This is a genomic window from Pseudomonas azotoformans (assembly GCF_900103345.1).
Taxonomy (GTDB): domain Bacteria; phylum Pseudomonadota; class Gammaproteobacteria; order Pseudomonadales; family Pseudomonadaceae; genus Aquipseudomonas; species Aquipseudomonas azotoformans.
Window position 1 is genome coordinate 3,609,594 of sequence record NZ_LT629702.1, and the last position, 23,923, is coordinate 3,633,516.

Consider the following 23,923-nt stretch of genomic DNA (forward strand, 5'->3'; position numbering starts at 1 on the left):
TTACTCCTCTGCCCCAGCAGTTGAATGCGAGCCCGTGTCAGAACCTTCAACCGCGGCCACTTCTTTCTTCTCGTGCTTGACCGGCTTGCCTGGCTTCATACCTTCGTACTTGTCGACGATTTTCTGAAACAGGTTCGGCTCATACGTGGAGTACAGGGCGACTGGGTTGTTCTGGCTTGGTTTGGTCAGGGCATCGTATTCAGCTTGATCAAGCTGTTTAGGTGCGGCCTTGACTTCGGCTACCCAGGCGTTGAAATCTTCCTGGCTCGTCGAGATCGCTTTGAATTTCATGCCGGTGAAGCCAGCGCCGCTGTAGTTCGCGGAGATGCCTTCCATTTCAGCTTTTTCGTTGGCGATCAGGTGCAGGCGGGTCTGCATGCCTGCCATCGCGTAGATCTGGCCACCCAGGGCTGGGATGAAGAACGAGTTCATCACGGCGTCGGAGGTGATCCGGAAATTAAGCGGGGTGTTCTCGGGGAACTTGATCTCGTTGACCGTGGCGATACCCAGGTCCGGGTAGATGAACAGCCACTTCCAGTCCAGCGCGACCACTTCGATGTTGATCGGCTTGACGTCGGACTCCAGCGGACGGTACGGGTCCAGCTCGTGGGTCGACTTATAGGTGATGTAACCCAGGGCGATGATGATGAGGATCGGGACCAACCACACCGCGATTTCGATCTTGGTGGAGTGCGACCACTTCGGCGCGTAGGTCGCGCTGGTGTTCGACGCGCGGTATTTCCAGGCGAAGGCGAAGGTCATGATGATCACAGGGACCACGACCAGCAGCATCAGCAGGGTGGCGGTGATGATCAGGTTTCGTTGATCCAGACCGATCTGTCCTTTCGGGTCCATCAAGGTCCACTTGCAGCCTCCCAGCATTAACATCATGCCAAGCAGCGGCAAAAAGCCTAGTAATCGGGGGTACCTGTTTTTACTCATCTCACGACCTCTAAAGCAGCTTGCGCAATGCAGTTGGGTTTTGATCGCCAACACTTCACCCTGCCAAGGGTTGGCATTTCTCTTCGATTGAATAAGAGCCTGCCCATCACGTCATAAGGGGACGTTTCACGGACCTGCGGTGAGTTCTTATTCGATTTCGTGGTTAAAGGCCTTGTTACAGACCAATTCCATTTGGTGCGGATAGTTGAAAGGCTGTCGGAACCTTGGGGTCGCACAGAGCCGTCCATCTGCCCTTCGACCGCTCCGGTGCTCAAATATTGAACAGCACCGGACATTCAGTGCGGGCGATTGTAGTTAGCTAGCGATGTATAAACCATGTCTTATAAAGAAATAATTTTTATCGATTACAGCAATAATCCTTCACCATTATTGCAACGGTTCGCGATCTTATCGTGTTCGATTCTCAACAAAAACCACAAAAATTGCCGTGTTATAGGGCAGCCTGCCGCACCCCTTACCGCGTGTAAGGGGCTGCCAAACCGATGCAACCCCCCATAAAACAAGGCATTCGGACATCACTGAATCCCTGGCGCGGCGCGAGGTGCGCGGCCTTCCCTGCGCCCCGAACTGACAGCACATCTTGGCGGTTTTATGCAAATTTAAGCGGGTGTTCGGCGGGTCAGAAACGTCCTGCGGCGGCTTCCGTGTGACAACATGTCGCACACTGCGCGCACCCAAAATTGTCCGGCGTCACGTTCCATTCACAAATCCCCACACGCAAAAACGCCCCGGCCTTCTTGAGGAAGCGCCGGGGCGTTTGAGTGAATGATTCAGGCTCTGCGCTGGCGATTGCGATAGATGCCCAGCGGCACCAGAATCACGGTCAGCACGAAGGCAACCAATGCCCATTGCGCCAGGGAAAGCCCCAGGACGGGTGGGTACGGTGTGCTGCAGAAGCCATCGACCTGGAAGCCCAGGGGGAATACCTTGGCGAGCGGCAGGTCATCGACGATCGGTTGCAGCACATCGATGCCGCAGCTGACCTGGGGGAAGAACTGGGTGTACACGTGATGACCGGCGGCAGCGACACCGCCAAGGGCGCTGAGCACCACCAGGCCCTCGAATAGCGTGATCGCACCTTTTTTGCGCATGGCCGCGCCGATGAACGCGAAGATCGCAATCAACAGCAAGGCATAGCGTTGCAGGATGCACAGCGGGCATGGCGCCTCGCCGAGTACCACCTGCATGTACAACGCACCGCCGATCAGCGCCAGGCAGATGATGCCCAGCAACACCAGAAAGCGCCGCTCCCTGCCTAAACGCAATTCGTCACTCATCCCCGTATCCCTTTGTTTGGTTGTGCCAATGGCCGCAAGTTTACACACAGGCCACCGTTTAAACAGAGGGGGGTTAACAGCGGATTAATCCAGAGAAATAGACCGCTGTATGTGGGAGGGGGCTTGCCCCCGATAGCAGTGCATCAGCCAGCTTACGTGCAACCGACCTACCGCTATCGGGGGCAAGCCCCCTCCCACACCTTTGACCGCCTTATTCCAGAGCCGCAGCCGGGCCAAAGAATTCATAGCGGCTTTGCTGCTCGGGTACGCCCAGGGCCTTGAGGTGGCGCTTGATCGCGGCCATGAAGCCTTTAGGCCCGAGGAAGTAAGCGTCCAGGTCACGCTGCTCGGGCAGCCAGGCGGCCAGTTGTTCCTGGCTGAGCAAGCCCACCTTGTCCGCCGCCGGGCTTACGCCATCGTCTTCGGTGTAGCAGTAGAAGCGCTTGAGTTGCGGATGCTGCGCCGCCAGGGCGTCCACCCAGTCACGAAACGCATGGACGCCACCGTTACGTGCACAGTGGATGAAGTGCACCGGGCGCTCGGTGGCCAGGGCGGCTTCGAGCATCGGCAGGGTCGGCGTGATCCCTACCCCACCGCTGATCAGCACCAGCGGTTTATCGCTGGCCGCCAGGGTGAACTCGCCCGACGGGGTGAACAGGTCGATGGTCGCACCGACATGCAGCTGGTCGTGCAGATAGTTGGACACCCGGCCACCCGCTTCGCGCTTGACGCTGATGCGGTACATTCCGCTATCGGTCAACGCCGACAGGGAGTAGTTGCGGCGCACTTCCTCACCGTCGAGCACCAGCTTCATACCGATGTACTGGCCCGGCGCGGCCGCCAGGATCGGGCCGTTATCCACCGGGGCGAAGTAGAAGGAGATGATCTCGTCACTCTCCACCACGCGCTTGACCACGATAAACGGCCGCGCCCCACGCCAGCCACCGGGCGCCTGGGCTTTCTCGTCGTAGATCACCGCTTCAGCGCCGATCAGGATATCCGCCAGTTGGCCGTAGGCTGCGCCCCAGGCACTCATGACCTCAGGGGTCGCAATCTCACGGCCCAGCACTTCGGAAATCGCCCGCAGCAGGCAGGCACCGACGATCGGGTAATGCTCCGGCAGGATCTGCAGGGCCACGTGCTTGTTGATGATCTTGGCTACCAGGTCGCCCAACTGGTCGAGCTGATCGATGTGTCGCGCATACATCAACACGCCATTGGCCAAGGCACGGGGCTGGTCGCCACTGGCCTGGTGGGCCTGGTTGAACAGCGGGCGGACCTCCGGGTACTCGGACAGCATCATGCGGTAGAAATGGGTGATCAGCGCTTCACCGCCGCTTTCCAGCAGGGGCACGGTGGATTTGACGATGGCACGGTCTTGGGCACTAAGCATGGGAGCCTCCTGGGCTTCTTTACTGATTGCCTTTACCTACTCAGTATTCGTGCCAACTAATAAATCGTTTATTTTCAATAACTTAATTAAGTTGTAGTCAGTATGACTTCTTATACCTTATAGTCATTATGACTACAAGGAGTCATTATGACTGCGCAATCGCTGCTCACCACCCTGCTGCCCCTGGTCGCCGACCTGTCCCGCGAACTGCCCGAAGGCGAGCGTTACCGCCGCCTGCTGCAAGCCATGCGTGCCCTGCTGCCCTGCGATGCCGCCGCGCTGTTGCGCCTGGACGGCGAGTGGCTGGTGCCGTTGGCGGTGGACGGGTTGAGCGCCGACACCCTGGGTCGACGCTTCAAGGTCAGCGAGCACCCGCGCTTTGCCGTGCTGCTCAGCAGCCCCGGCCCCACGCGCTTTGACAGCGACAGCGAATTACCCGACCCCTACGACGGTCTGGTCGAGGGTCTGCACGGGCACCTGGAAGTGCACGATTGCATGGGTTGCCCGCTGTTCGTCGACGACCAGCCCTGGGGCCTGCTGACCCTGGATGCCCTCGACACCGAGCGTTTCGAGCGCGTGGAGCTGGACGCCCTGCAGGCGTTCGCCAGTCTCGCCGCCGCCACCGTCAACGTCGCCGAACGCATCGAACGCCTGACCCTGCGCGCCGAAATCTACCGCGAGGCCAGCGGCCAACAGCACAAGGAAATGATCGGCCAGAGCAAGCCACACAAACGCCTGGTGGAAGAGATCAAGCTGGTGGGCGGCAGTGACCTCACCGTGCTGATCACCGGTGAAACCGGGGTGGGCAAGGAACTGGTGGCCCAGGCCATCCACGCCGCCTCGCCCCGCGCCGACAAACCGCTGATCAGCCTCAACTGCGCCGCCCTGCCGGAAACCCTGGTGGAAAGCGAGCTGTTCGGCCACGTACGCGGCGCCTTTACTGGCGCACTGAATGAACGCCGCGGCAAATTCGAGCTGGCCAATGGCGGCACCCTCTTCTTGGATGAAGTGGGCGAACTGTCACTGACCGTACAGGCCAAGCTGCTGCGCGTATTGCAAAGCGGCCAGCTGCAACGCCTGGGTTCGGACAAGGAACACCAGGTGGACGTGCGCCTGATCGCCGCCACCAACCGCGACCTCGCCGACGAGGTGCGCAACGGTCGCTACCGCGCCGACTTCTACCACCGCCTCAGCGTTTACCCGCTGCAAGTCCCGGCGCTGCGCGAACGTGGGCGCGATGTGTTGCTGCTGGCTGGCTTCTTCCTTGAACAGAACCGCTCGCGCATGGGCCTGGGCAGCCTGCGCCTGACCAGCGATGCCCAGGCGGCGCTGCTGGCCTATAACTGGCCGGGCAATGTGCGGGAGCTGGAACATTTGATCGGACGCAGCGCGCTGAAAGCACTGGGTAACTGTCGCGAGCGTCCGAAGATTCTCAGCCTGAATGCACAGGACCTGGACCTGCCCGATGTCAGCGCAGCGCTGGTCGAAGAACCCGCCGAGGCGGTCGCCCCGGTGACCGGCGACCTGCGCCAGGCCACCGAGCAGTATCAGCGCCAGGTCATCAGCGCCTGCCTGGAACGCCACCAGCACAACTGGGCCAGCGCCGCCCGCGAACTGGGCCTGGACCGCGCCAACCTCGGGCGGATGGCCAAGCGCCTGGGACTCAAATAACCCAGACAACGGCTTCAAATGTGGGAGGGGGCTTGCCCCCGATGACTGCAATACATGTGCTGACTGGCCCACCGCCATCGGGGGCAAGCCCCCTCCCACATTTTTAGATTGCCTTTGCCTTGAAGGCCGGGCTCGCTGGCTTGGGCTTACGAAACACCAACACATTGCCCAGCATCACCAGCACCAACCCCGCCAACGCCGGCGCGGTCCACTGATACCCCTCGGCAAACGCCGATACGTTCAGCGCCACCACCGGGAACAGCACGGTGCAATACGCCGCACGCTCAGGCCCCATGCGCCCGACCAGGGTCAGGTACGCGGTAAAGCCGATCACCGAGCCTGGAATCACCAGGTACCACAGCGCACCGATGTACCGCGCGCTCCAGTCCATCTCGAAGGGAATCCCGCGCACCGCGCAGTAAGTCGCCAGCATTGCCGATCCATAAGCCATGCCCCACGCATTGGTGGTCAGCGGCTTGAGCCCGGCCTTCTGTTGCAGGCTCGAGAGCATATTGCCGGCCGAGAAACACATCGTCCCCAGCAACGCCAACCCCAGGCCAAGCAAGGTCTGCGGGCTGGCGGTGTGGCCCACCAGCTCAGGCCAGAACAACAGGCCCAACCCTGCCAGCCCCAGGCCGCCGCCCATCAATACATTGCGCGCCACCCGCTGGCCGAAAAACACCCGGGCATTCAGTGCGTTCCACAGCGTGGCCGTGGAAAACACCACCGCCACCAAGCCGCTGGGGATCCATTGGCTGGCCGTGAGGAAGCACATGAAGTTCACGCAAAACAGGCACAACCCCTGGGCCAGGCAGATCAGGTGCCCGCGCCGGTTCATCACCTGCAACCTGCGGCTCACCAACAACAGTGCAAACAACACCAGTGCTGCCAGGCCGAAGCGATAGACGATGGACACAGGAATCGCCACCACGCCCAACTGCCATTTGAGGGCGATCCAGGTGGTGCCCCAGATCAGCACGGTGAGTAAATACAGGGAAAGGTTCATAGCAGGCTCCATCGATTGAGCCACAGTGTGGCCCCGACCCGAGGCGTGCTCTTGCACAATCTTGCGCTTTTGTCGGCCGATGGGATCACAGCAACCAGCGCGCGGAGTAGGATGCAAGGCGTCAGAGAGTACGAACCATGCCAGATCTGGAATCCCTGCAAGTCTTCCAAGCGCTTAACCGCTCGCCCAACGCACGCCTCGAAGCCTGCGCCGAGCTCGGTGACGGCTTGTCTGCGGCGCTGTGGAGCAACCATCACGACGCGCAGGACTACCAGGCCCCCAGCCATCACACGTTGTCGTGCTACATCGGCGGCGGCACCGGCACGTTTCGGCGCGACCAGCCCGGCACCAAGGGCGGTCCCGACAAACTGTGCATCCTGCCCGCCGAACATCAGTCAGCCTGGGTGATCAACGGCGAAATCCGCCTGGCCCACGTGTATTTCAGCCCGGAGCAATTCGCCCTCGGTTGCGTCACCCTGCTCGACCGCGAACCGCGCACCCTGCAACTGCGCGAAAGCACCTTTCTGGAAGACGCCAGCCAGGCACGACGCTTTCACCAGTTGATCGCGCTGAACTGGCAGGAACCCGCCGAGCGCTTGCTGACCAGCAGCCTGGCCCATGAAATGCTCAGCCACACGCTGCTCAGCCAAGTGGGCGCACGCGACGGGCTGCGCCTTAAAGGCGGGCTGGCGGCGTACCAGCGGCGGCTGTTGGTGGAGTACATCGACCAGCACCTGGAAGACCCGATCAGCCTGGGTCAACTGGCCGGCCTGTGCGCACTCTCGGAATACCATTTCGCGCGGATGTTCCGCCAAAGCTTCGGCCTGCCGCCCCATCAGTACCTGCTGGCGCGCCGCCTGACTCGCGCCCAGGCGCTGCTGCGCAGCGGCGCGCTGCCCTTGGGTGAAATCGCGTGGATATGTGGCTTTTCCAGCGCCAGCCACTTCACCCATCGCTTCCGCCAGGCCATGGGCGCCACGCCCGGCGAATACCGCCAGGCCTTCTGCGCCTAGGTCATCAACCCCAGTGTCTTGGCCTTGGCCACTGCTTGCGTACGCCGTTCCACCCCCAACTTGCTGTGGATGCGCCGCGCATGGGTCTTGACGGTGTGCAGGGAGATAAACAGGCGATCGGCGATTTCCATGTTGGAGTTGCCCAGGGCGATCAATTGCAGCACTTCCAGCTCGCGCTGGCTCAGGGGATTCTCCGCCGCGCCCGACACGGCCGCCTGGGGCTCCATGCCCAACTCACTGAGCAACCCCGGCGAGCGCAACCGCAGCTCGCGAATCGCTTGCTGTACCTGGCAACGCGCCGCCAGCTCCAGCCCGGTTTGCAGTGAGCGACGCGCCAGGGCCGGGTCGCCCATTTGCCAGGCCACCTCCCCCAGCACCAGGTGCAGTTCGGTTTCCAGGCAGAGCATGCCGCGTTGATGGGTCGCCTCCAGCAAAGCCGTCATACGTGCCACCGGATGCTCGGCGCAGCCCAGCTTCACTTCCGCCAGCACCAGCAGGTATTCCAGGCGCGGGATCAGTTCCAGGGTGGCCGGCGGCGCCTGTTTGGCCTGGGGCCCGCGAAAGTGGCGAAGCACACGACGCACCGCTTCCACCGTCAACTCGGCGCGCCCCTGCTGCAACCAGAAATGCCCACTGACCAACAGCAGCACTGCGCGGTACACCGTGTCGGGCACCTGGCGCTGCTGCATCAAGCGTTCGGCCTCGCGCAGTTGCACAAAGGCCTCGGCGTAGTCGCCACGGTTGGCAGCCAGCAGGGCCAGGCCGAGAAACCCGTAGAGTACGCGCTTGTCCTGGCTGTGCAGGCACATCTGCATGCCGCTCTCGAAGCACTCGGCAGCCAGGCTGTCCTGGCCCTGACGCAACGCCAGATGCCCACGGCGCAGGGCGATACGCCCCACCAGCGGCCCGGCTTTCAGGCGTTGCTTGAGCAACATCGCCTGCACATTCTCCAGCAGGCTCTGCGCCCGATACGGGGCGCCGCGCTGCTCCAGCAGCTGTGCGTGATCCAGTTCAAGCAACGCCTCAAGCAGCAACGACCCATGGGCTCGGGCCAGGCACAACGCTTCGCGGCTGAGCGCCTGGGCCACGTCCAGTTCGCCGCGCAGCAACGCTTGCTGGGTGAGGCCCGACAGGCACATCAGCCGTGACGTCCAGGCACTGTCGGGCAAGGCTTGCAGCGCTTCGAGGAAATGCTCGCGGGAGCGTTCGGCATCGCCGCCCAGGTGCAGCAGCCAGCCCCACTGTGCCTGCCAGCGCGCCAGCAGGTAGCGTTGTTGCGCCGCCGTCGGTTGCGGCGCGAACCGTGCCAACTGGTCGATGCATTGCGCGGCCTGGTCGAAGCGCCCGGCGAACAGCAACGCCGCCGTCACCAGCCCCACCAGTTGCGCCGAGCCGAGCATCAACTCTTCGCCGTGCTGTTCGTGCAAGCGCAGCAGCAATACCGCGTTCTGCTGGCGGAACAAGTCTTCGAAACTGAAATGCTGCAACAGGCTGACCGCCACCTCGTACTCTTCGGCCAGCAGCGCGTGCTCGAACGCGGCCTGCCAGTCCTGTTCGGCGGTGAACCACTGACAGGCACGCCGATGCCAGGAACGCTTGGCCGGCCAGGGGTCATCGCGTATCAGCTGAGCAAGCGGCGGGAAAACCTGCAACCAATCGGTGTCTTCCCAAGGCTGGATAAAGGCGCCGAGAGCCTGCAACTCGCGCAGGTAGTGGTCACCGTCGCCAAAGCCGAACAAGTGCTCGCACAATCCCGGATTAAAGCGTGGCATGTGGGCCAGCACGCGCCAGGCTTCCGTCAGTTCGGGCGGCAAGGTGCTGAACAGTTCGTGCTGCAAGTAATCGAGCAAGGTTTTCTGCGGGTGGCCATCCCCCAGCAACGCAATGCGCACGCCGGCGCACCAGCCGGCGCTGAATTGCCACACGTTGTCCGCTGACGGCCCGAGCGGGAGCAGTTGCTGGATTTCTTCCAGGGTGAACGCCAACTCGGCGCCCCCTTCAAGCAACTCATCGTCGAGCAGCAGGCGCGGCCAGTTGCAAGCTGGACGGCGCCGCGCCCCCAGCCACCAGGTCAGCGAGGGGCTACTTGCCGTGAGCAGGCGGTCGAGCAACGCATCGGTTTCGGGGGTGGGCAAGCGGCAGAAATCATCGAGGAACAGCCATGCCGATGTTGGCCAGCGGCCAAGATCCGCCAGCAGCGTGGCTTCGTCGGTGAAGGCCAGGCCGAGGTTTTGCGCCAGGCGCCGGCAAAGGTCGAGGGGGCTCAGGGCGACACCGTTGAGCGGCAACCAGTACACCTGGCATCCCGCTGGCGCCTGCAACGCACATTCGGCCAGCAACGCACTCTTGCCGCTGCCGCCGGGGGCGCACAGCAACTTGACCCTGACCGGCGCTGCCAGCAACGGCCCGGCCAGGCGTGGGCGCAACAGATGGTGGGCGGACAGCCGAGGCATGAATCCAGGACGGTCCAGGCAGCGTGTCATGGCGGTCATTGCTGCATCCTGCGTTCTTATTGTTATGCAACGTGGCGTCTACCCTAGTCCTGTGGCGGGCAGTAGTTGAAGAAAGATTCAGCACAATGATTGAAAGACATGCACAGAAACCAATGTGGGAGGGGCGGTGCGACGACTCGACTTGCCCCCGATGGCGGTGTATCAGTCAACCCATCCAGTGACTGACACTCCCTCATCGGGGGCAAGCCCCCTCCCACCTTTGGATTACATTTCACATCGGGATCAGCGCACGCCTTCGGCCCTCAGCGCAGCCGGGGTGTAATCCGCTGCCTTGGCATTGAAGCCGAACACGAAGCTGCTCTTCTCCTCGTTCTTCATCCCCAGCGCGATGTAGCGCCCGGCGATGATGTCGTACAGGGTTTCCACGGTGTAGGCCGGGGTCTGGTGGTCGTAGTAGAACTGCGCATGACCTTCAGCGACCCGCCACAGTTGGCCACGGCCGTCATAGTGATCCACCAGCGCCACTTGCCAACTGTCTTCATCGATGTACATGTGGCGCTTGGCGTAGATGTGCCGCTCACTCGGCTTGACCGTGCCCACCACTTCCCATACGCGGTGCAACTCATAGCGGGTCAGGTCCTGGTTGATGTGACCGGCCTTGATGATGTCGTCGTACTTGAGCGTTGGCTGGTCCAGCTTGTAGCTGTTGTAGGGGATGTACATCTCCTTCTTGCCCACCAGCTTCCAGTCGTAGCGGTCTGGCGCGCCGGAGAACATGTCGAAGTTGTCCGAAGTACGCAGGCCATCGGAGGCGGTGCCCGGTCCGTCGTACGCCACTTGCGGCGCCCGGCGCACGCGACGCTGGCCGGCGTTGTAGATCCACGCCAGGCGCGGTTCCTTCACCTGGTCGAGGGTTTCATGCACCAGCAGCACGTTGCCCGCCAGGCGCGCCGGCGCCGTCACCGACTGCTTGAAGAAGGTCAGCACGTTGGCCGCCTTGGCCGGGTCCATGTCCGGGATCAGCTGCGGCACCGCCACTTCTTCCTCGAAGCGGATCGGCGTGTAGCTCCCATTGGTCTGCGGGGTGGCCTGGGTGATGATGCGGCGCAGGTTGCCGCCGTGGTAACGGGTGATGTGGTTCCACAACACCTCCACGCCGTTCTTCGGAATCGGGAACGCGTAGTAGCGGTTGCCGGTGAAACCTTCGAGGCCATTGCCGTCGTTGATCGGCTTGACGTTCAGCGCGCTGCGCTTGATCGACTCGTAGATCTCCGGCGGCAGGTTGACCGTGCGGTGGGTCGGGTAGACGGGGATCTTATAGGTCTCGGGGTAGCGCTTGAACATCGCCACCTGTCCATCGGAAAGTTTGTCCTTGTACTTGTCGACGGTGGCCGCGGTGATCACGAATAGCGGTTTTTCACTGGCGAATGGGTCGGCCAGGAAGCCCTTGCTGTCGACTGCACCGGCGTTTTTCGGGATGCCGCCGGTCCAGGCCGGGATCGAGCCATCGGCGTTGCCGGCTTTTTCGGCGCCTACCGGGGTCAACGTAGTGCCGAGCTTGGCCGCCTCTTCCGGCGAAACCGCCGCCATGACATGGGACGCCAACAGGCTGAGCGCCATTACCGCAATGATCTTACGCATAGAGTCTTGTCCTTCTTTAAGCCAGGTCAGAAGTTCGCGCCGAAGCTGAGGGCGATGAAGTCGCGGTCGGTGAGGGTGTTGTAGTCGCCGCCGAAGAAGTCGGTGTAGCTGAGGCTGGCGGTATAGGTGCTGCGGTAATCCGCATCCACGCCGACGCTGATGGCCTTGGCGCCTTTGTTGAACAGGCCGTTGGGGCCGTAGCCGGCCACGTCATGGGACCAGGACAGGTTGGGCTTGAGGTTCACCCCGGCAATCGCGTTGTTGTAGTCGAGGATCGCCCGTGCGCGGTAACCCCAGGAGTTGGCCGTGACAAAACCGTCGGTGTCACCTTGGAAACCGTAGGCGCCGTATACCGAGTCGCGGCCGTAACGCAGTTTGGATTTGTCTTCCAGCCCGCCGACGTGCACGTAGGCCGCTTCGCCCACCAGGGTCAGGCGCTCGGCGCCCAGAACCTGGTCGAAGAATTGGGTCATGGTGCTTTGGATCTGAGTGATTTCCTTGCGACGGTAGCCTTTGTTGTCGTCGCCGAAGTTACTGCGGATCGGCGAGGCCAACTGGCCGGAAGTCGGGTTGACCAGGGCCAGGGTCAGGTCGGTGGTGTTGAGTTGCACCGGGGCATTGGGGCGGTAGCTGATCTCGCCGGTCCACGCCGTGCCGGTGGGCAAGGTGGTGGAGAAACTGGCGCCAAACAGGCGGATGTCTTCCGGGTAGTCCAGGTAGTACTGGCCACGGCCGAGCATCGTGCTGGTGACCAAGCCATCGCCAGTGCCTGGCCGCAAGAGGTTGGCCAGGTTACGGATGGCGGTCATCGTCGTCGCGTTGGAGTTGTTGGTGATCGTACCCACCGTCGGCGTACGGCTGTGGTAGTTCATGAAGTACAGACCGTACTCAGTGTCATCCCCCAGCCAACGCAGCGCTGTGCCGAATTGCCCGGAATCGCGCGCATCACGGTCATGTGCACGCTGCACGATCACCCCTTCAGGCGTCACCTCGAAGCCTTGCCCAAACCTTGCCGCCACTGGCTGCAACGGCGCAATCGCCGGGTTACCCACCGTGTAGTTGCCATTACAGCCATGGGCCGCCACATCCCCACCAAAGAATGTGCCGCAGTTGTCCAGCACGGTGTTTTCCCAGTTGAGCTGGTAGAAGCCTTCCACGGTCAGTTGGTTGGTCAGGCTCTGGGAGGCGAACAGCATGTTGACCGGAATCAGCCCTTCCTTGATCTCTGCGCCTGGGCGTCGGAAAGCCGAGACGTCGATGGGGTTGATGCTGTTGATCGAGTTACCGATAAAGGTGCTCTCGCCCCAGCTGACCACTTGCTTACCGAGGCGCACGTTGCCCGGTTGGTCGCCAATCGAATAGTTGTGATACACGAAGGCATCGAGCAATTCATAGCCGGATGAACGCGCGCCCTCATCACGATGGTGATTGCTGATCTGCTTGAACTCGCGGTCTTCGTCCTGCAACTCGAAGTCGTACCAGTACTTGCCGCGCACGAAGACGCCGCTGTCACCGTACTTGAGCTCCAGGTCGTGAATGCCCTTGAAGATCTTGGAGAAGGTCTCGCCCTTCTTGAAGTTCAGGCGCCCGTCATCCCCGGTAGACGCCTGGCCAGTACCGCCATTGACGGTGCCCACCAGCTTCTTGTCAGCGTCGCGCATGCCCCAACTCGCGCCCACCGACAGCGAAGAGTCGAATTGCCCTTCGATCTCGCCAATGTTGAACGAAACAGCCTGTGCCTGGGCACAGCACCCCAACGCAACCGCAGCGGCCAGCGCCTGTGGCCTGAAGATGGCGCGCATTGTTGTTCTTGTCATGCGTCTTCCCCGGTGAGTGACAGAAGGCCCCACCCTACTGCCGCGTATCAGGAGCGATAAGCGCACCAAGGAGGGATTCGCGTTGTCGCTCGAAAGGATGACAAGGCGCTCTGGCCGGGGTCTGGGCGGGGGCATGCGGCGGGTGGATAGGGGGTTATCAGGGGAATGGATAACACGCACGGACACTATTGCCGTTTTAGTAACAGTCCTTGTCACGAACCGGCATTACTCATCCTGTTACAAACGACTATTCTTAGCGGGCTTTCAGGGCAAACGGCCCGCTTCCTCCACTGGAAGGAAAGCCTGACTCACATGGATTGAAGCGTTTTTTCAATCTGTTACCGGTGTTCACTGACGTTGATTTGTCGCTCCTTGATCCAACGTCTGACTTCAGCCGCTGCGTTTGCAGCGGCTTTTTTTTGCCGCCAATAAAACGGGGCGCCATCGGCGCCCCGCAGGATTAAAGCCTTTTCAAGCAACGATCACAGGCTGTACTTCTGCAAGTTGGCCATCATTTCCTTCAACGCTTCGATGTTGTCCTTGGGGTGTGCCGCGCCTTCGAAGTCGCAGATCTGCTGCCAGTGCGCCGCCACGTCCTCGGGCGAGAACCCCGCCTCAGGGTCAAAGCCCACACCCAGGCTGCGTTCCCAGCGGGTCTTGCCGATCCAACCGCCGCCCACTTCAAAGAGCCCGGAGGTTTCCTGGCAGGCTTCACTGCCCAGGTACACCACCAGCGGGCTGACCAGTTCCGGTTTGAGGCGTTCGAACACCTGCGGCGGGATCAAGCCTTCGGTCATGCGTGTACCGCCGGTGGGGGCGATGGCGTTGACCAGGATGTTGTTCTTGCGTCCTTCCAGCGCCAGCGTTCGGGTCAGGCCGTACAGGCCGAGCTTGGCCATGCCGTAGTTGGACTGGCCGAAGTTACCGTAGATGCCCGAGGTGGACGCGGTGAAGATCACCCGGCCATACCCTTGCTCGCGCAGATGGGGCCAGGCGGCGCGGGTGACTTTGTAGGCGCCTTCGACATGCACCCGGTAAACCAGGTCCCAGTCACTGTCGTCCATTTTGTGGAAGGTCTTGTCGCGCAGGATCCCGGCGTTGTTGACCACCACATCGATACGGCCGAAGGCGTCGAGGGCGTTCTGCACGATCTTGTCACCGTCGGTGACAGAGTCGTGGTTGGCCTCGGCAATACCCCCGGCTTCACGAATCTCGGCCACCACCCGGTCGGCGGCGGACGCATTGGCGCCTTCACCTTGCGTGGAACCGCCGAGATCGTTGACCAGAACCTTGGCGCCATGCCTGGCGAACAGCAGCGCATGGGCCCGGCCCAATCCGCCACCGGCACCGGTGACGATCACGACCTTATCCTGGAACTGCACTGATTCACTCATACCGAACTCCAATGGCGACAATGGGAATGGGTCGAGTGTCAGGCACGGGGGCCGTGGTCACAATAACCACGACTGAGCCTGAATGGTGCTCGATAAGGCAGAGGGATGATCACCCACAGTCCTGTAGGAGCGAGCTTGCTCGCGAAAAACCCGAGAACGCCGCGCTGAATCAGGCTTACCGCGTCATCGTCGACGACCTTCGCGAGCAAGCTCGCTCCTACAGGGGAAGGTGGGGCATTCAGGAATAGGCCATTCGAGGCGTCGACAGCCCGATCCGCTGACGAAACGCCAGGTAATGCTTGAGCACCTGTACCGGCGCCTCGATCTGCGGGTAATGGCCGATATTGGCCAATAGCACCGTGTCGGCGTGAGGCACCAGTTCGTGATAACGCGCCACCATGTGAGCACCGGAAATCGGGTCGATCTCGCCGTCGATCACCCGCAGCGGCACATCAGTGTGTTGCATCGCCGCCACCCAACGCTCACGCAGACGTCGACGCTGGGGGATGTAGGCGATGAGTTTGTGCAGGATGCGCGTGCCGTCGTTGCAGTCGATCAGGCTCCAGAAGTCATCCAGGGCACTCTCGCTGGGGCGGGTGTTGGGCCCGAAGATCTGACTGAAACTGTTCGCCAAGGCATTACGCCCGAAGGCACGACCGATCATCCAGCCCAGGGGGCTGAGCAGCAGTTTCTGCACCAGGGCCGGGCGGTGGGTTTCGGGGAACAACCCGCCGTTGAGAAACACGCAGCTGGCCATGTGAAAGCGGCCTTCGTAGTGCCGGGCCAGCAGTTCCTGGGCAACGCTGTCGCCGTAGTCGTGGGCCAGCACATGCACCGGTTGGTCCACGCGCAGGTGCTCGAGCAACGCCTGTTGCAGATCCGCTTGTTCCAGCAGGCAATAACCGTGGTCCAGGGGCTTGGCCGAATCGCCGAAACCCAGCATGTCGCAGGCGATCACCAGGTTGCTCTGGGCCAGAGGCTGCCACAGGTAATGCCAGTCCCAACTGGCGGTAGGGAAACCATGGATCAGCAACAACGGCTCACCCTGCCCCGCTACCCAGTAGCGGATGGTGCGACCTTTGAAGTCGAACGTCTGGCTGCGTTTGCGCCAGACACTCAGCGGGATCTCGGCGAGAGGCATCAGGTTTTATACCCAGGATCAAGGCCATCCAATTTACGCAGCAACGCCGGCCACGCCAGCGCGCCCCCCATACCTTGAGCACTCTTTGTGACAGCTGCCACCATCGCCTTGGCACCCGCAAGTATCTGCGGCCCGATGGGGATCAATTCAGCCCCGCCGCTTTGCGCCAGCACCTGGATATCGCAGGCGCGCTGGAAGGTAAACATCATCAGAAAGGTGTCGGCGATGGTGCTGCCGCAGGTCAGCAGACCATGGTTGTGCAGCATCAGGAAACTGTTTTGACCAAGATCGGCCTGCAAACGGGCCTTCTCTTCGTGGTTCAGCGCCACCCCTTCGTAGGCGTGATAAGCCAGGCTCGACAGGACAAAGATCGACTGCTGGCTGATCGGCAAGACGCCCTGCTTCTGTGCCGCCACCGCGACACCGGCGGCAGTGTGGGTGTGCAGCACGCACGTCACGTCGTGGCGCACTTCATGGATGGCGCTGTGGATGGTGTAGCCCGCAGGGTTGATCTCGTAGGGGCTGTCCATCAGCTTGTTGCCGGCCTGGTCGACCTTGACCAGGCTCGATGCGGTGATCTCGTGGAACATCAGCCCGTAGGGGTTGATCAGGAAATCGTCGGTGCCCGGCACCTTGGCCGAGATATGGGTGAAGATCAGGTCATCCCAGCCGTGCATCGCCACCAGGCGATAGCAGGCTGCCAGGTCGACGCGGGTCTGCCATTCTGCGGCGCTGACCTGATCTTTGACATTCTGTGGCGATGGAACGGGGGCTAGGCTCACGGCAACGACCTCCTTGGCGCACTTTCTTGTTGTTTTTTTGAGTGATGGGCCAGTCTAGTCAGACGCCCTGGCCGCCGTAGTTGCCTTGGCAGCCAGCTTGATGACCGTACGGGTCAGCTTTGAGAATAGTTTAAATCCGTGCAAGCGACGTCAGAGAAGTGCCGCCAATAAAGGCGCGGCGAACAGGTTGAGCAGGCCGGTGAGGACCATCACCAGGCCTGCGACCGAGCCCTCTTCGCCACCCACTTCATGGGCCCGGCTCACGCCCGCACCGTGGGCCCCCACGCCAAACAGCGCACCGCGCGCCAGCGGCGTACGCAGGGGTAGCCATTTGAGCAGCACGCCGCCGAGCATCGCCCCAAACACACCGGTGAACATCACGAACACCGCCGTCAGTTCCGGCACGCCACCCAGGTCGGAGGACACCGGCATGGCGAACGGCGTGGTGATGGAGCGCGGCACTAGGGACATAGTCACCGAGCTGTCCAGGGCCAGCGCTTTGGCCAGGCCAAACGAGGTGGCGATGGACGCCACGCTGCCCGCCACCATCCCCAGCAACAATGCCGACCAATAACGCGCCAGCAACCGCCGCTGCTGCCAGATCGGCACGGCAAATGCCACGGTGACGGGGCCGAGTACCAGCATCAGCCAGTGCGTGTCGGCAGAGTATTCGGCGTAGGCCGTGTTCATCGGCACCGCCACCGCCAGCAACAGCACGGGCACGAGGATCAGCGGCGACAACAGGTAACGCCCGGTGCGGCGGTAGATCCAGCGGCTGAAGACATACGCGCCCAAGGTCAAGGCAAGCCAGAACACCGGCATCAGCTCAAGCTTCATGGCGCAGCCTCCAGCGCCACACCAGCTCCACGGTGAACGCGGTCACCAGCATCACCGCCAGGGTGCTGAGGCCGATGACCAGCAGGATGCGCCAACCGTCATTGCGCAGCAGGCCGCCGTAGTCCAGCAGGCTCATCAGCGCCGGAATGAAGAACAGCAGCATCTCCGCCATCAGCACACCTGCGCCCAATTGCAGGGCCGCCGGTTTGACCAGGCCACTGGCGAAGGCCATCAACAACAAGCCCAGGCCTACCACGCCGCCGGGAATCGGCCACGCCCACCACACGGCCAGTTGGCAGCCGAACAGATAAATGGCCAAGAGCACGACCAGTTCAATCAACAGACGGGTGAAACGTTTCATGGGCTTTGGGTCCTCGCAGGCCTTCATTTTAAAGAGGCGTGCCTCATCCCCACAGCGAATTGTTAGACTGCCAACTATTCCAAACTGGAATCTCGTATATGGAATTCAAACAGCTACGCAGCTTCGTCGAAGTGGTGCACCGGGGTGGCTTTACCCAGGCCGGCAAAACCCTGCATATCAGCCAGTCCGCCGTCAGCAAACAGGTCGCGCAATTGGAGCAGAGCCTGGGCACGCCCCTGCTCGACCGGATCGGCTCGCAGATCCGCCTGACCGCCGCCGGCCAAGTCGTCCTGCAACGCGCCGAAGCCATGCTGCGCCTGCAAAACGAGCTACTCAGCGAGTTGGACGATATGCACCAGTTGACCCGAGGCGAGTTGCGCCTCGGCCTGCCATTGTTGGCCGGTGATACGTTGTTTGCCGGGCTGTTTGCCGAATACCGCAGGCGTTACCCGAACGTGACCATCCAGTTGCTGGAGGGCGGCAGTCGCAATATCGAACAGGCCATCCTGAGCGGCGAACTGGAAGTGGGGGGCAGCCTGAAACCCAGCGACCCGGCGTTTGCCTGGCAAGCGTTCTGCGATGAGCCCCTGGACGCGCTGTTGCCGATTGATCATCCGTTGGCGGAAAACGCCCAGGTACGCCTGGAGGAATTGGCCGACACGCCGTTCCTGATGTACCAGCGCAGTTTCGTGCTCAACGACCGCCTGATGCAGGCGTGTGAGCAGTTGGGTTTTACGCCGAAGGAAATCGGTCGCAGTGGCCAGGCGGACTTCCTCGCCGCGCTGGTCGCCGCCGGCCAGGGCGTGGTGCTGCTGCCCAGCGTGGTCGCCCGTGGGCTGGTGCGACCGGGGGTGGTGCGCCTGACGCTCAAGGCGCCCGACTACTTGCGCTGGGACATTGCATTTATCTGGCGTGAGGGCGCCTATCTGTCGAAAGCCGCCCAGGCCTGGCTGGCATTGCTGCGTGAGTTTCCGGTCAAGCGCGCAGTGCAGTGACCAGTTCCGCCAGCCACGGCTCGGCGTCGGCTTCCGGGGTCACACTTTCGCTGGCGTCCAGGCGCAACATCGGCAGCACTTCGCGCACGCCCAGCTCGCCAAACAGCTCGCGCATCTGCTCGCCACCACCGCAGAAGGTGTCGCCGTAGCTGGCGTCGCCCAGGCCGATCACCGCACCGGGCAGGCCGCGCCAAGCGGCGGGCAATTGATCACGAATCATTGAATACAGGGGTTGGAGATTGTCAGGCAATTCGCCCATGCCGGTGGTGGACGTCACCGCCAGAAACGCGTCCGGCGAAAACGCCTGCACATCGGCGAGGCTGGCGCGAGGGTTGTGCCAGGCCTCGAAACCGGCGGCATTGAGAATGCCGACAGCGTGACGGGCGACTTCTTCAGCGGTGCCGTAGACCGAGCCGGAAAGGATGGCGACTTTCATCAATCTGATCCTGTAGTTGAGCGAAAGCCTGGGATATTAACAGCTGCCACCTTTTTTTCGGCGCACCCCGTGCAACATTCAGGACTTGCCATAAACTCCAGGCTTTCAAAAACAAGCCATGGACCGCTCAATGATTAACGCCAAGCTGATGCAACTGGTCATCAACGCCTCCAACGACGGTATCGTCGTCGCCGAGCGCGAAGGCAAGGACAAGCCGCTGATCTACGTCAACCCGGCCTTCGAACGCCTGACCGGCTACACCCTGGATGAAATCCTCTACCAGGATTGCCGCTTCCTGCAGTCGGGCGATCGTGATCAGCCAGCCCTGATGGCGATTCGAGAGGCACTGGAAAGCGGCGGTGCATGCCGGGAAATCCTGCGCAATTACCGCAAGGACGGCAGCCACTTCTGGAATGAGCTGTCGCTGTCGACGGTGTACAACGAGGCCGACAAGCAGACTTATTTTGTCGGCGTACAAAAGGACGTCACGTTGCAGGTCAAGGCGCAGCAGCGCGTCACCCAGTTGGAAAGCGAACTGGCCGAGGTGAAGGCCGAACTGGCCGCGCTCAAAGCGACGAGCGGATCTAACAAAATTTAGGAAGTGCGGTCATTAGGGGGGATAATGGCCTTTTAACACCCCCTAATGAGCACGAGTGATGCAACGCGATGCGCTCCTGACCCAGGACGAGTTGGATTTCATTCAGAACATGCAGCACAACCCGCAACTCAACCTGCGGGATGCTTCGTCGAGCCTGACCGTCAACGGCGGCGCACAAATTCGCGATTTGCTCACCCGGCTGGCCGCTCACGACCACGTCACCATCCAGGCGCAATTCGATAATCAGCAACTGACCTTTCCCTTGCACCTGGTGGAAGATGAGTTCAATGCCGTGCACCTGCGGTTGGGCGTGCCAAGCATTTTCGAAGACGGGCCGATGATTCGTCCCTGGCGCCTGGCACTGGAAACCCCAGTGGCACTGGAGAACGTCAGGGGCAACCTCAGTGCGATGTGGGTGCTTGAAGTGTCGTTCAAAGGGGTGCTGGTGGAGATTCGCGGGCGGGTCAAACCACCGAAAACCTTTGCCCTATGGTTCAGCCCATCCGGCTACGAGCGCATCGCCTTGCGCGGCACATTGGAGCGGGAAACCGCCCGAGGCTTGTTCGCCTATCGCCTGAGCCAGGGTGATGCGGATGAAACCGAGCGTCTGCGCCAATTCATCCTGCATCAGCACCGCCTGGTGCACCCGCACGTGCACGCCTGATTTCAGGTATCCAGGCTGCCGCTGAGGAACTGCTGCAGGCGGCGCTGCATCAAGCGCCCGTCACTGCCCAGGCAACCGACGGGCGAGCGCACAAGGTCTTTTTCCGCCAGGTCCGAAGCGGCGCCGGCGATCAGCAATGGGCAATCCAGGGTCTGCGCCAAGCGATTCAGGCGTCCCACCCGCTCGTGATTGTGTGCATGATTGGAAAACACGATCAGTGCCTGGGGATGGGTCTTCTCACAGATCAGCGTCAATTCGTCCAGCGGCTGGCCGACCGCCAGGACCTTCACCGCCAAGTTCTCTCGGCTCATCAGTAGCGCAGCCACCAACAATTCCAGTTTGCGGCACTCGCCGGGGATGGCCGCAAGCAGCACCCGCGGCAACGGCTCCGCACAGGCCAGTTGCAGGCGCTGCAAGGCCCGGACCCGCAGGAAGTTATCGAAAAACAACCATTCGCTGGCCTGACCGAACCGGCCCTGGTGACGCAACAGCTCGTGCCAAAGCGGCATCAGGATGTCTTCAAAAGCCACGCTGAGGGGGTAGGTGGCAAGAATCTGGGCGTACTGGTGTTCCAACCGTCGGTCGTCGAACGTGCTGACAGCCTGCATCATCTGTGCCTGCCATTGAGCCCAGTCCCCGCCCTCCAGCGAGTCTTGCTCGGCGCGAACAGCCAGGGCTTGCTGGTCGTCACGGGCGAGAATTTTCCCCACCTTGCTGACCGCCACACCGCGCTCGATCCAATCGAGGATACGATTGACCGTCGCAATATCAGCCTTGGAGTACAACCGATGCCCGCTTTCGGTGCGCACGGGCTGGATCAGGCCGTAACGTCGCTCCCAGGCACGCAAGGTGACCGGGTTGACGCCTGTCATTCTCGAGACTTCACGAATTGGAAACAGCTTATCGGAATCGGTCGATTCAAGATGCAAATTGCTATCATGGGAGGCAGTGATCACGGGCATTGGAGACCAAAAAACCAACGGTAAATAGAACCTCATTTAACGCCCTTAGACCTGTCTTTTTCAAGGTCCCAGCTTATTCGGACCAATGCCTCTGGCGTATTTGTGCAAAACAGGAATAATCCTTGCCTGTTTTTACAGAGCGGCACCACCCCGCCGCTTTGTTTGTGCGCCCCCTACCCGGCCCGGCGCACCTGATTATTTGGAGATACACAATGTCTACCTCCCCCGTCACCCTGATGGTTGCGCGCCGCGTGGCCAAGGGTCGCTACGAAGAATTGATGGCCTGGCTGCGTGAAGGCGAACAGTTGGCCACGGACTTTCCCGGCTACCTGGGCTCAGGCGTGCTTGCTCCGCCGCCCAACGATGATGAATTCCAGATTATTTTCCGCTTCGCCGATGAAAAGACCCTGCATGCCTGGGAGTTTTCCGCATCCCGCAGTGCGTGGCTGAGCCGTGGCAGTGAGCTGTTTGCCGACCCGTCCGAGTACCGTGTACGCGGCATCGACGGCTGGTTCGGCGCAGTCGGCGCACGCCCGCCGCGCTGGAAACAGGCCGTGGCGATCTGGCTGGCGTTCTTCCCGGTGTCACTCTTGTTCAATTTTGTCCTGGGGCCGCTGCTGAGCGAGCTGGACCTGGCGCCGCGCGTGCTGGTCAGTACCCTGGCGCTCACGCCACTGATGGTTTACTGGTTCATCCCGCTGTCGACCCATCTGCTGGCAAGCTGGCTGCATCCTGCCCCGGCACCGCGCAAGGCGGCTGAAGCCGCGGCGTGAATACAGGGGCGGCCGGTCGCTGGTATAGTTTCAACCTGCCAGCGACTCGAGCCTCCCATGACTGCAACGAACGCCCCGATCCTGATCACCGGCGCCGGCCAGCGTGTCGGCCTGCATTGCGCCCAGCGCTTGCTGGACGACGGTCACTCGGTGATTTTCAGCTACCGCAGCGAACGGCCCGGCGTGCAGGCACTGCGCGAGCGTGGGGCGATCGCTGTGTTTGCCGACTTCTCCAGCGAGGCCGGCATCCTGGCGTTTATCGCTGAGCTGAACACCCATACCCAGAGCCTGCGCGCAATCATCCACAACGCCTCGGCCTGGGTAGCAGAATCGCCCGACGACGAAAGCCGCGCGTTTACCGACATGTTCAGCGTACACATGCTTGCGCCGTACCTGATCAACCTGCATTGTTCACCCTTGCTGCAACGCTCGACACCGGCCGACATCGTGCACATCAGCGATGACGTGGTGCGCAAGGGCAGCCGCCAGCACATCGCCTATTGCGCCACCAAGGCCGGGCTCGACAGCCTTACGCTGTCGTTTGCCGCGCAGTTGGCGCCGTTGATCAAGGTCAACGGTATCGCCCCGGCGATGGTGATGTTCAACGATGGCGACGACGACGCCTACCGCGCCAAGGTACTGGCCAAGTCGGCACTGGGCATCGAGCCCGGGCCCGAGGTGATCTACCAGAGCGTGCGTTACCTGCTGGACAACCCCTATGTCACCGGTACCACCCTGACCGTCAACGGCGGGCGGCATATCAAGTAAGCCGTTTGTGAGGATGTTGTATGACCTTATCCCTGCCCCACCATTACCGCGAGATCCTCAAGGGCTTGGGCGAAGACCCCGAGCGCGAAGGCCTGCTCGATACCCCCAAGCGTGCCGCCAAGGCCATGCAGTATCTTTGTCATGGCTACGAGCAGAACCTGGAAGAAATCGTCAACGGCGCGCTGTTTGCCTCCGACAATGACGAGATGGTGATCCTCAAGGACATCGAGTTGTACTCGCTGTGCGAGCATCACCTGTTGCCCTTTATCGGCAAGGCCCACGTGGCCTATATCCCAACCGGCAAGGTGCTCGGCCTGTCAAAGCTGGCACGCATCGTCGACATGTTCGCCCGGCGCCTGCAGATCCAGGAAAACCTCACGCGGCAAATCGCCGATGCCATCCAGCAAGTGACCCAGGCCGCCGGTGTGGCCGTGGTGATCGAAGCCAAGCACATGTGCATGATGATGCGCGGCGTGGAAAAACAGAATTCAACCATGAACACCTCGGTGATGCTCGGCGCGTTCCGCGAGTCGAACACCACGCGCATGGAGTTCCTGCAACTGATCGGACGGAGCAAGTAGCAATGCCACAACTTCAACCAGGCATGGCGCGCATCCGGGTCAAGGACCTGTGCCTGCGCACCTTTATCGGTATCAATGAGGACGAAATCCTCAACAAGCAGGATGTGCTGATCAACCTGACCATCCTGTACGCCGCCCAGGAAGCCGTGCGCGACAACGACATCGACCACGCGCTGAACTACCGCACCATCACCAAGGCGATCATCGCGCATGTGGAGGGCAACCGTTTTGCACTGCTGGAGCGCCTGACCCAGGAACTGCTGGACCTGGTGATGAGCAATGAATCAGTGCTGTACGCCGAAGTGGAAGTGGACAAGCCCCATGCGCTGCGTTTTGCGGAGTCGGTTTCGATTACCCTGGCAGCCAGCCGTTAACCCCTGAGATTTGCGTGAACCTT

Annotated in this window: 23 protein-coding genes; 9 read left to right on the top strand and 14 right to left on the bottom strand. The window is 61.5% G+C overall.

Annotated elements, in window-relative coordinates:
* From cyoA to hmpA, 3 genes are all read right to left on the bottom strand, one after another.
* On the bottom strand, positions 1 to 942 hold the full coding sequence (cyoA, locus tag BLR69_RS16245; protein WP_071496401.1) for a ubiquinol oxidase subunit II: 942 nt from the start codon (positions 940 to 942) through the stop codon (positions 1 to 3).
* A gap of 791 nt (positions 943 to 1,733) precedes the next feature.
* Positions 1,734 to 2,240, bottom strand: coding sequence for a disulfide bond formation protein B (locus BLR69_RS16255; RefSeq protein WP_071496400.1), 507 nt, complete (start codon positions 2,238 to 2,240; stop codon positions 1,734 to 1,736).
* A 211-nt stretch (positions 2,241 to 2,451) separates the two neighbouring features.
* Positions 2,452 to 3,633, bottom strand: coding sequence for an NO-inducible flavohemoprotein (gene hmpA, locus BLR69_RS16260; protein ID WP_071496399.1), 1,182 nt, complete (start codon positions 3,631 to 3,633; stop codon positions 2,452 to 2,454).
* A 147-nt stretch (positions 3,634 to 3,780) separates the two neighbouring features.
* Between hmpA and norR the strand changes: the two genes are divergently transcribed.
* The gene (gene norR / locus BLR69_RS16265; RefSeq protein WP_071496398.1) at positions 3,781 to 5,304 is read left to right on the top strand and encodes a nitric oxide reductase transcriptional regulator NorR; all 1,524 of its coding nucleotides are present in this window, start codon (positions 3,781 to 3,783) and stop codon (positions 5,302 to 5,304) included.
* Positions 5,305 to 5,407: 103 nt separating this feature from the next.
* Here norR and BLR69_RS16270 read toward each other — a convergent pair whose 3' ends face one another.
* Positions 5,408 to 6,310 carry a DMT family transporter gene (locus tag BLR69_RS16270; protein ID WP_058426765.1) on the bottom strand — a complete coding sequence of 301 codons (903 nt, stop codon included), beginning with the start codon at positions 6,308 to 6,310 and terminating at the stop codon, positions 5,408 to 5,410.
* Between the two features lie 137 nt (positions 6,311 to 6,447).
* Here BLR69_RS16270 and BLR69_RS16275 point away from each other — a divergent pair, with 137 nt between their 5' ends.
* Positions 6,448 to 7,323: a helix-turn-helix domain-containing protein gene (locus BLR69_RS16275; protein ID WP_071496397.1), complete on the top strand. Its 876-nt coding sequence runs from the start codon at positions 6,448 to 6,450 to the stop codon at positions 7,321 to 7,323.
* Here the strand turns inward: BLR69_RS16275 and BLR69_RS16280 are convergent.
* From BLR69_RS16280 to BLR69_RS16325, 8 genes are all read right to left on the bottom strand, one after another.
* Positions 7,320 to 9,815 (bottom strand): LuxR C-terminal-related transcriptional regulator, encoded by a 2,496-nt coding sequence (locus BLR69_RS16280; protein WP_071496396.1) that lies wholly within the window; start codon positions 9,813 to 9,815, stop codon positions 7,320 to 7,322. The two genes, BLR69_RS16275 and BLR69_RS16280, sit on opposite strands and share 4 nt — an antisense overlap.
* Before the next feature lie 243 nt (positions 9,816 to 10,058).
* On the bottom strand, positions 10,059 to 11,417 hold the full coding sequence (locus tag BLR69_RS16290) for a DUF1329 domain-containing protein (protein WP_071496395.1): 1,359 nt from the start codon (positions 11,415 to 11,417) through the stop codon (positions 10,059 to 10,061).
* Positions 11,418 to 11,443: 26 nt separating this feature from the next.
* Positions 11,444 to 13,234 (bottom strand): DUF1302 domain-containing protein, encoded by a 1,791-nt coding sequence (locus tag BLR69_RS16295; RefSeq protein ID WP_076955189.1) that lies wholly within the window; start codon positions 13,232 to 13,234, stop codon positions 11,444 to 11,446.
* 482 nt (positions 13,235 to 13,716) lie between these two features.
* On the bottom strand, positions 13,717 to 14,628 hold the full coding sequence (locus BLR69_RS16300) for an SDR family oxidoreductase (RefSeq protein WP_058426770.1): 912 nt from the start codon (positions 14,626 to 14,628) through the stop codon (positions 13,717 to 13,719).
* Between the two features lie 238 nt (positions 14,629 to 14,866).
* On the bottom strand, positions 14,867 to 15,769 hold the full coding sequence (locus tag BLR69_RS16310; RefSeq protein ID WP_071496392.1) for an alpha/beta fold hydrolase: 903 nt from the start codon (positions 15,767 to 15,769) through the stop codon (positions 14,867 to 14,869).
* A complete protein-coding gene (locus BLR69_RS16315) occupies positions 15,769 to 16,551 on the bottom strand; it encodes a class II aldolase/adducin family protein (protein WP_071496391.1) in 783 nt (260 codons plus the stop codon). Before BLR69_RS16315 ends, BLR69_RS16310 begins: the two co-directional genes overlap by 1 nt.
* A gap of 150 nt (positions 16,552 to 16,701) precedes the next feature.
* The gene (locus BLR69_RS16320) at positions 16,702 to 17,388 is read right to left on the bottom strand and encodes an LrgB family protein (protein ID WP_071496390.1); all 687 of its coding nucleotides are present in this window, start codon (positions 17,386 to 17,388) and stop codon (positions 16,702 to 16,704) included.
* Positions 17,378 to 17,749 (bottom strand): CidA/LrgA family protein, encoded by a 372-nt coding sequence (locus BLR69_RS16325; protein ID WP_071496389.1) that lies wholly within the window; start codon positions 17,747 to 17,749, stop codon positions 17,378 to 17,380. The genes BLR69_RS16320 and BLR69_RS16325 overlap by 11 nt, the downstream gene beginning before the upstream one ends.
* A gap of 98 nt (positions 17,750 to 17,847) precedes the next feature.
* Between BLR69_RS16325 and BLR69_RS16330 the strand changes: the two genes are divergently transcribed.
* On the top strand, positions 17,848 to 18,744 hold the full coding sequence (locus BLR69_RS16330) for a LysR family transcriptional regulator (protein ID WP_071496388.1): 897 nt from the start codon (positions 17,848 to 17,850) through the stop codon (positions 18,742 to 18,744).
* Here BLR69_RS16330 and BLR69_RS16335 read toward each other — a convergent pair.
* Positions 18,725 to 19,180: a flavodoxin gene (locus BLR69_RS16335; protein ID WP_071496387.1), complete on the bottom strand. Its 456-nt coding sequence runs from the start codon at positions 19,178 to 19,180 to the stop codon at positions 18,725 to 18,727. The genes BLR69_RS16330 and BLR69_RS16335 overlap by 20 nt on opposite strands.
* A 130-nt stretch (positions 19,181 to 19,310) precedes the next feature.
* Here BLR69_RS16335 and BLR69_RS16340 point away from each other — a divergent pair, with 130 nt between their 5' ends.
* Positions 19,311 to 19,778, top strand: coding sequence for a PAS domain-containing protein (locus tag BLR69_RS16340; protein WP_071496386.1), 468 nt, complete (start codon positions 19,311 to 19,313; stop codon positions 19,776 to 19,778).
* A gap of 58 nt (positions 19,779 to 19,836) precedes the next feature.
* Complete coding sequence (locus BLR69_RS16345) at positions 19,837 to 20,442, top strand: hypothetical protein (protein ID WP_071496385.1); 606 nt, start codon at positions 19,837 to 19,839, stop codon at positions 20,440 to 20,442.
* A gap of 2 nt (positions 20,443 to 20,444) precedes the next feature.
* Here BLR69_RS16345 and BLR69_RS16350 read toward each other — a convergent pair whose 3' ends face one another.
* A complete protein-coding gene (locus BLR69_RS16350; protein ID WP_071496384.1) occupies positions 20,445 to 21,404 on the bottom strand; it encodes a MerR family transcriptional regulator in 960 nt (319 codons plus the stop codon).
* 212 nt (positions 21,405 to 21,616) lie between these two features.
* On the opposite strand from BLR69_RS16350, the gene BLR69_RS16355 reads away from it, so the two are divergent.
* From BLR69_RS16355 to folX, 4 genes are read left to right on the top strand one after another with little or no spacing between them, the layout of a single operon-like run.
* Entirely contained in the window at positions 21,617 to 22,177 is a 561-nt protein-coding gene (locus BLR69_RS16355; protein ID WP_071496383.1) for an antibiotic biosynthesis monooxygenase, read from the top strand.
* 57 nt (positions 22,178 to 22,234) lie between these two features.
* Positions 22,235 to 22,945, top strand: a complete 711-nt coding sequence (gene folM / locus BLR69_RS16360; protein WP_071496382.1) for a dihydromonapterin reductase — start codon at positions 22,235 to 22,237, stop codon at positions 22,943 to 22,945.
* Positions 22,946 to 22,965: 20 nt separating this feature from the next.
* Positions 22,966 to 23,526 (top strand): GTP cyclohydrolase I FolE, encoded by a 561-nt coding sequence (folE, locus tag BLR69_RS16365; RefSeq protein WP_071496381.1) that lies wholly within the window; start codon positions 22,966 to 22,968, stop codon positions 23,524 to 23,526.
* A gap of 2 nt (positions 23,527 to 23,528) precedes the next feature.
* Complete coding sequence (folX, locus tag BLR69_RS16370) at positions 23,529 to 23,900, top strand: dihydroneopterin triphosphate 2'-epimerase (RefSeq protein WP_003194073.1); 372 nt, start codon at positions 23,529 to 23,531, stop codon at positions 23,898 to 23,900.
* Positions 23,901 to 23,923 lie beyond the last annotated feature (23 nt).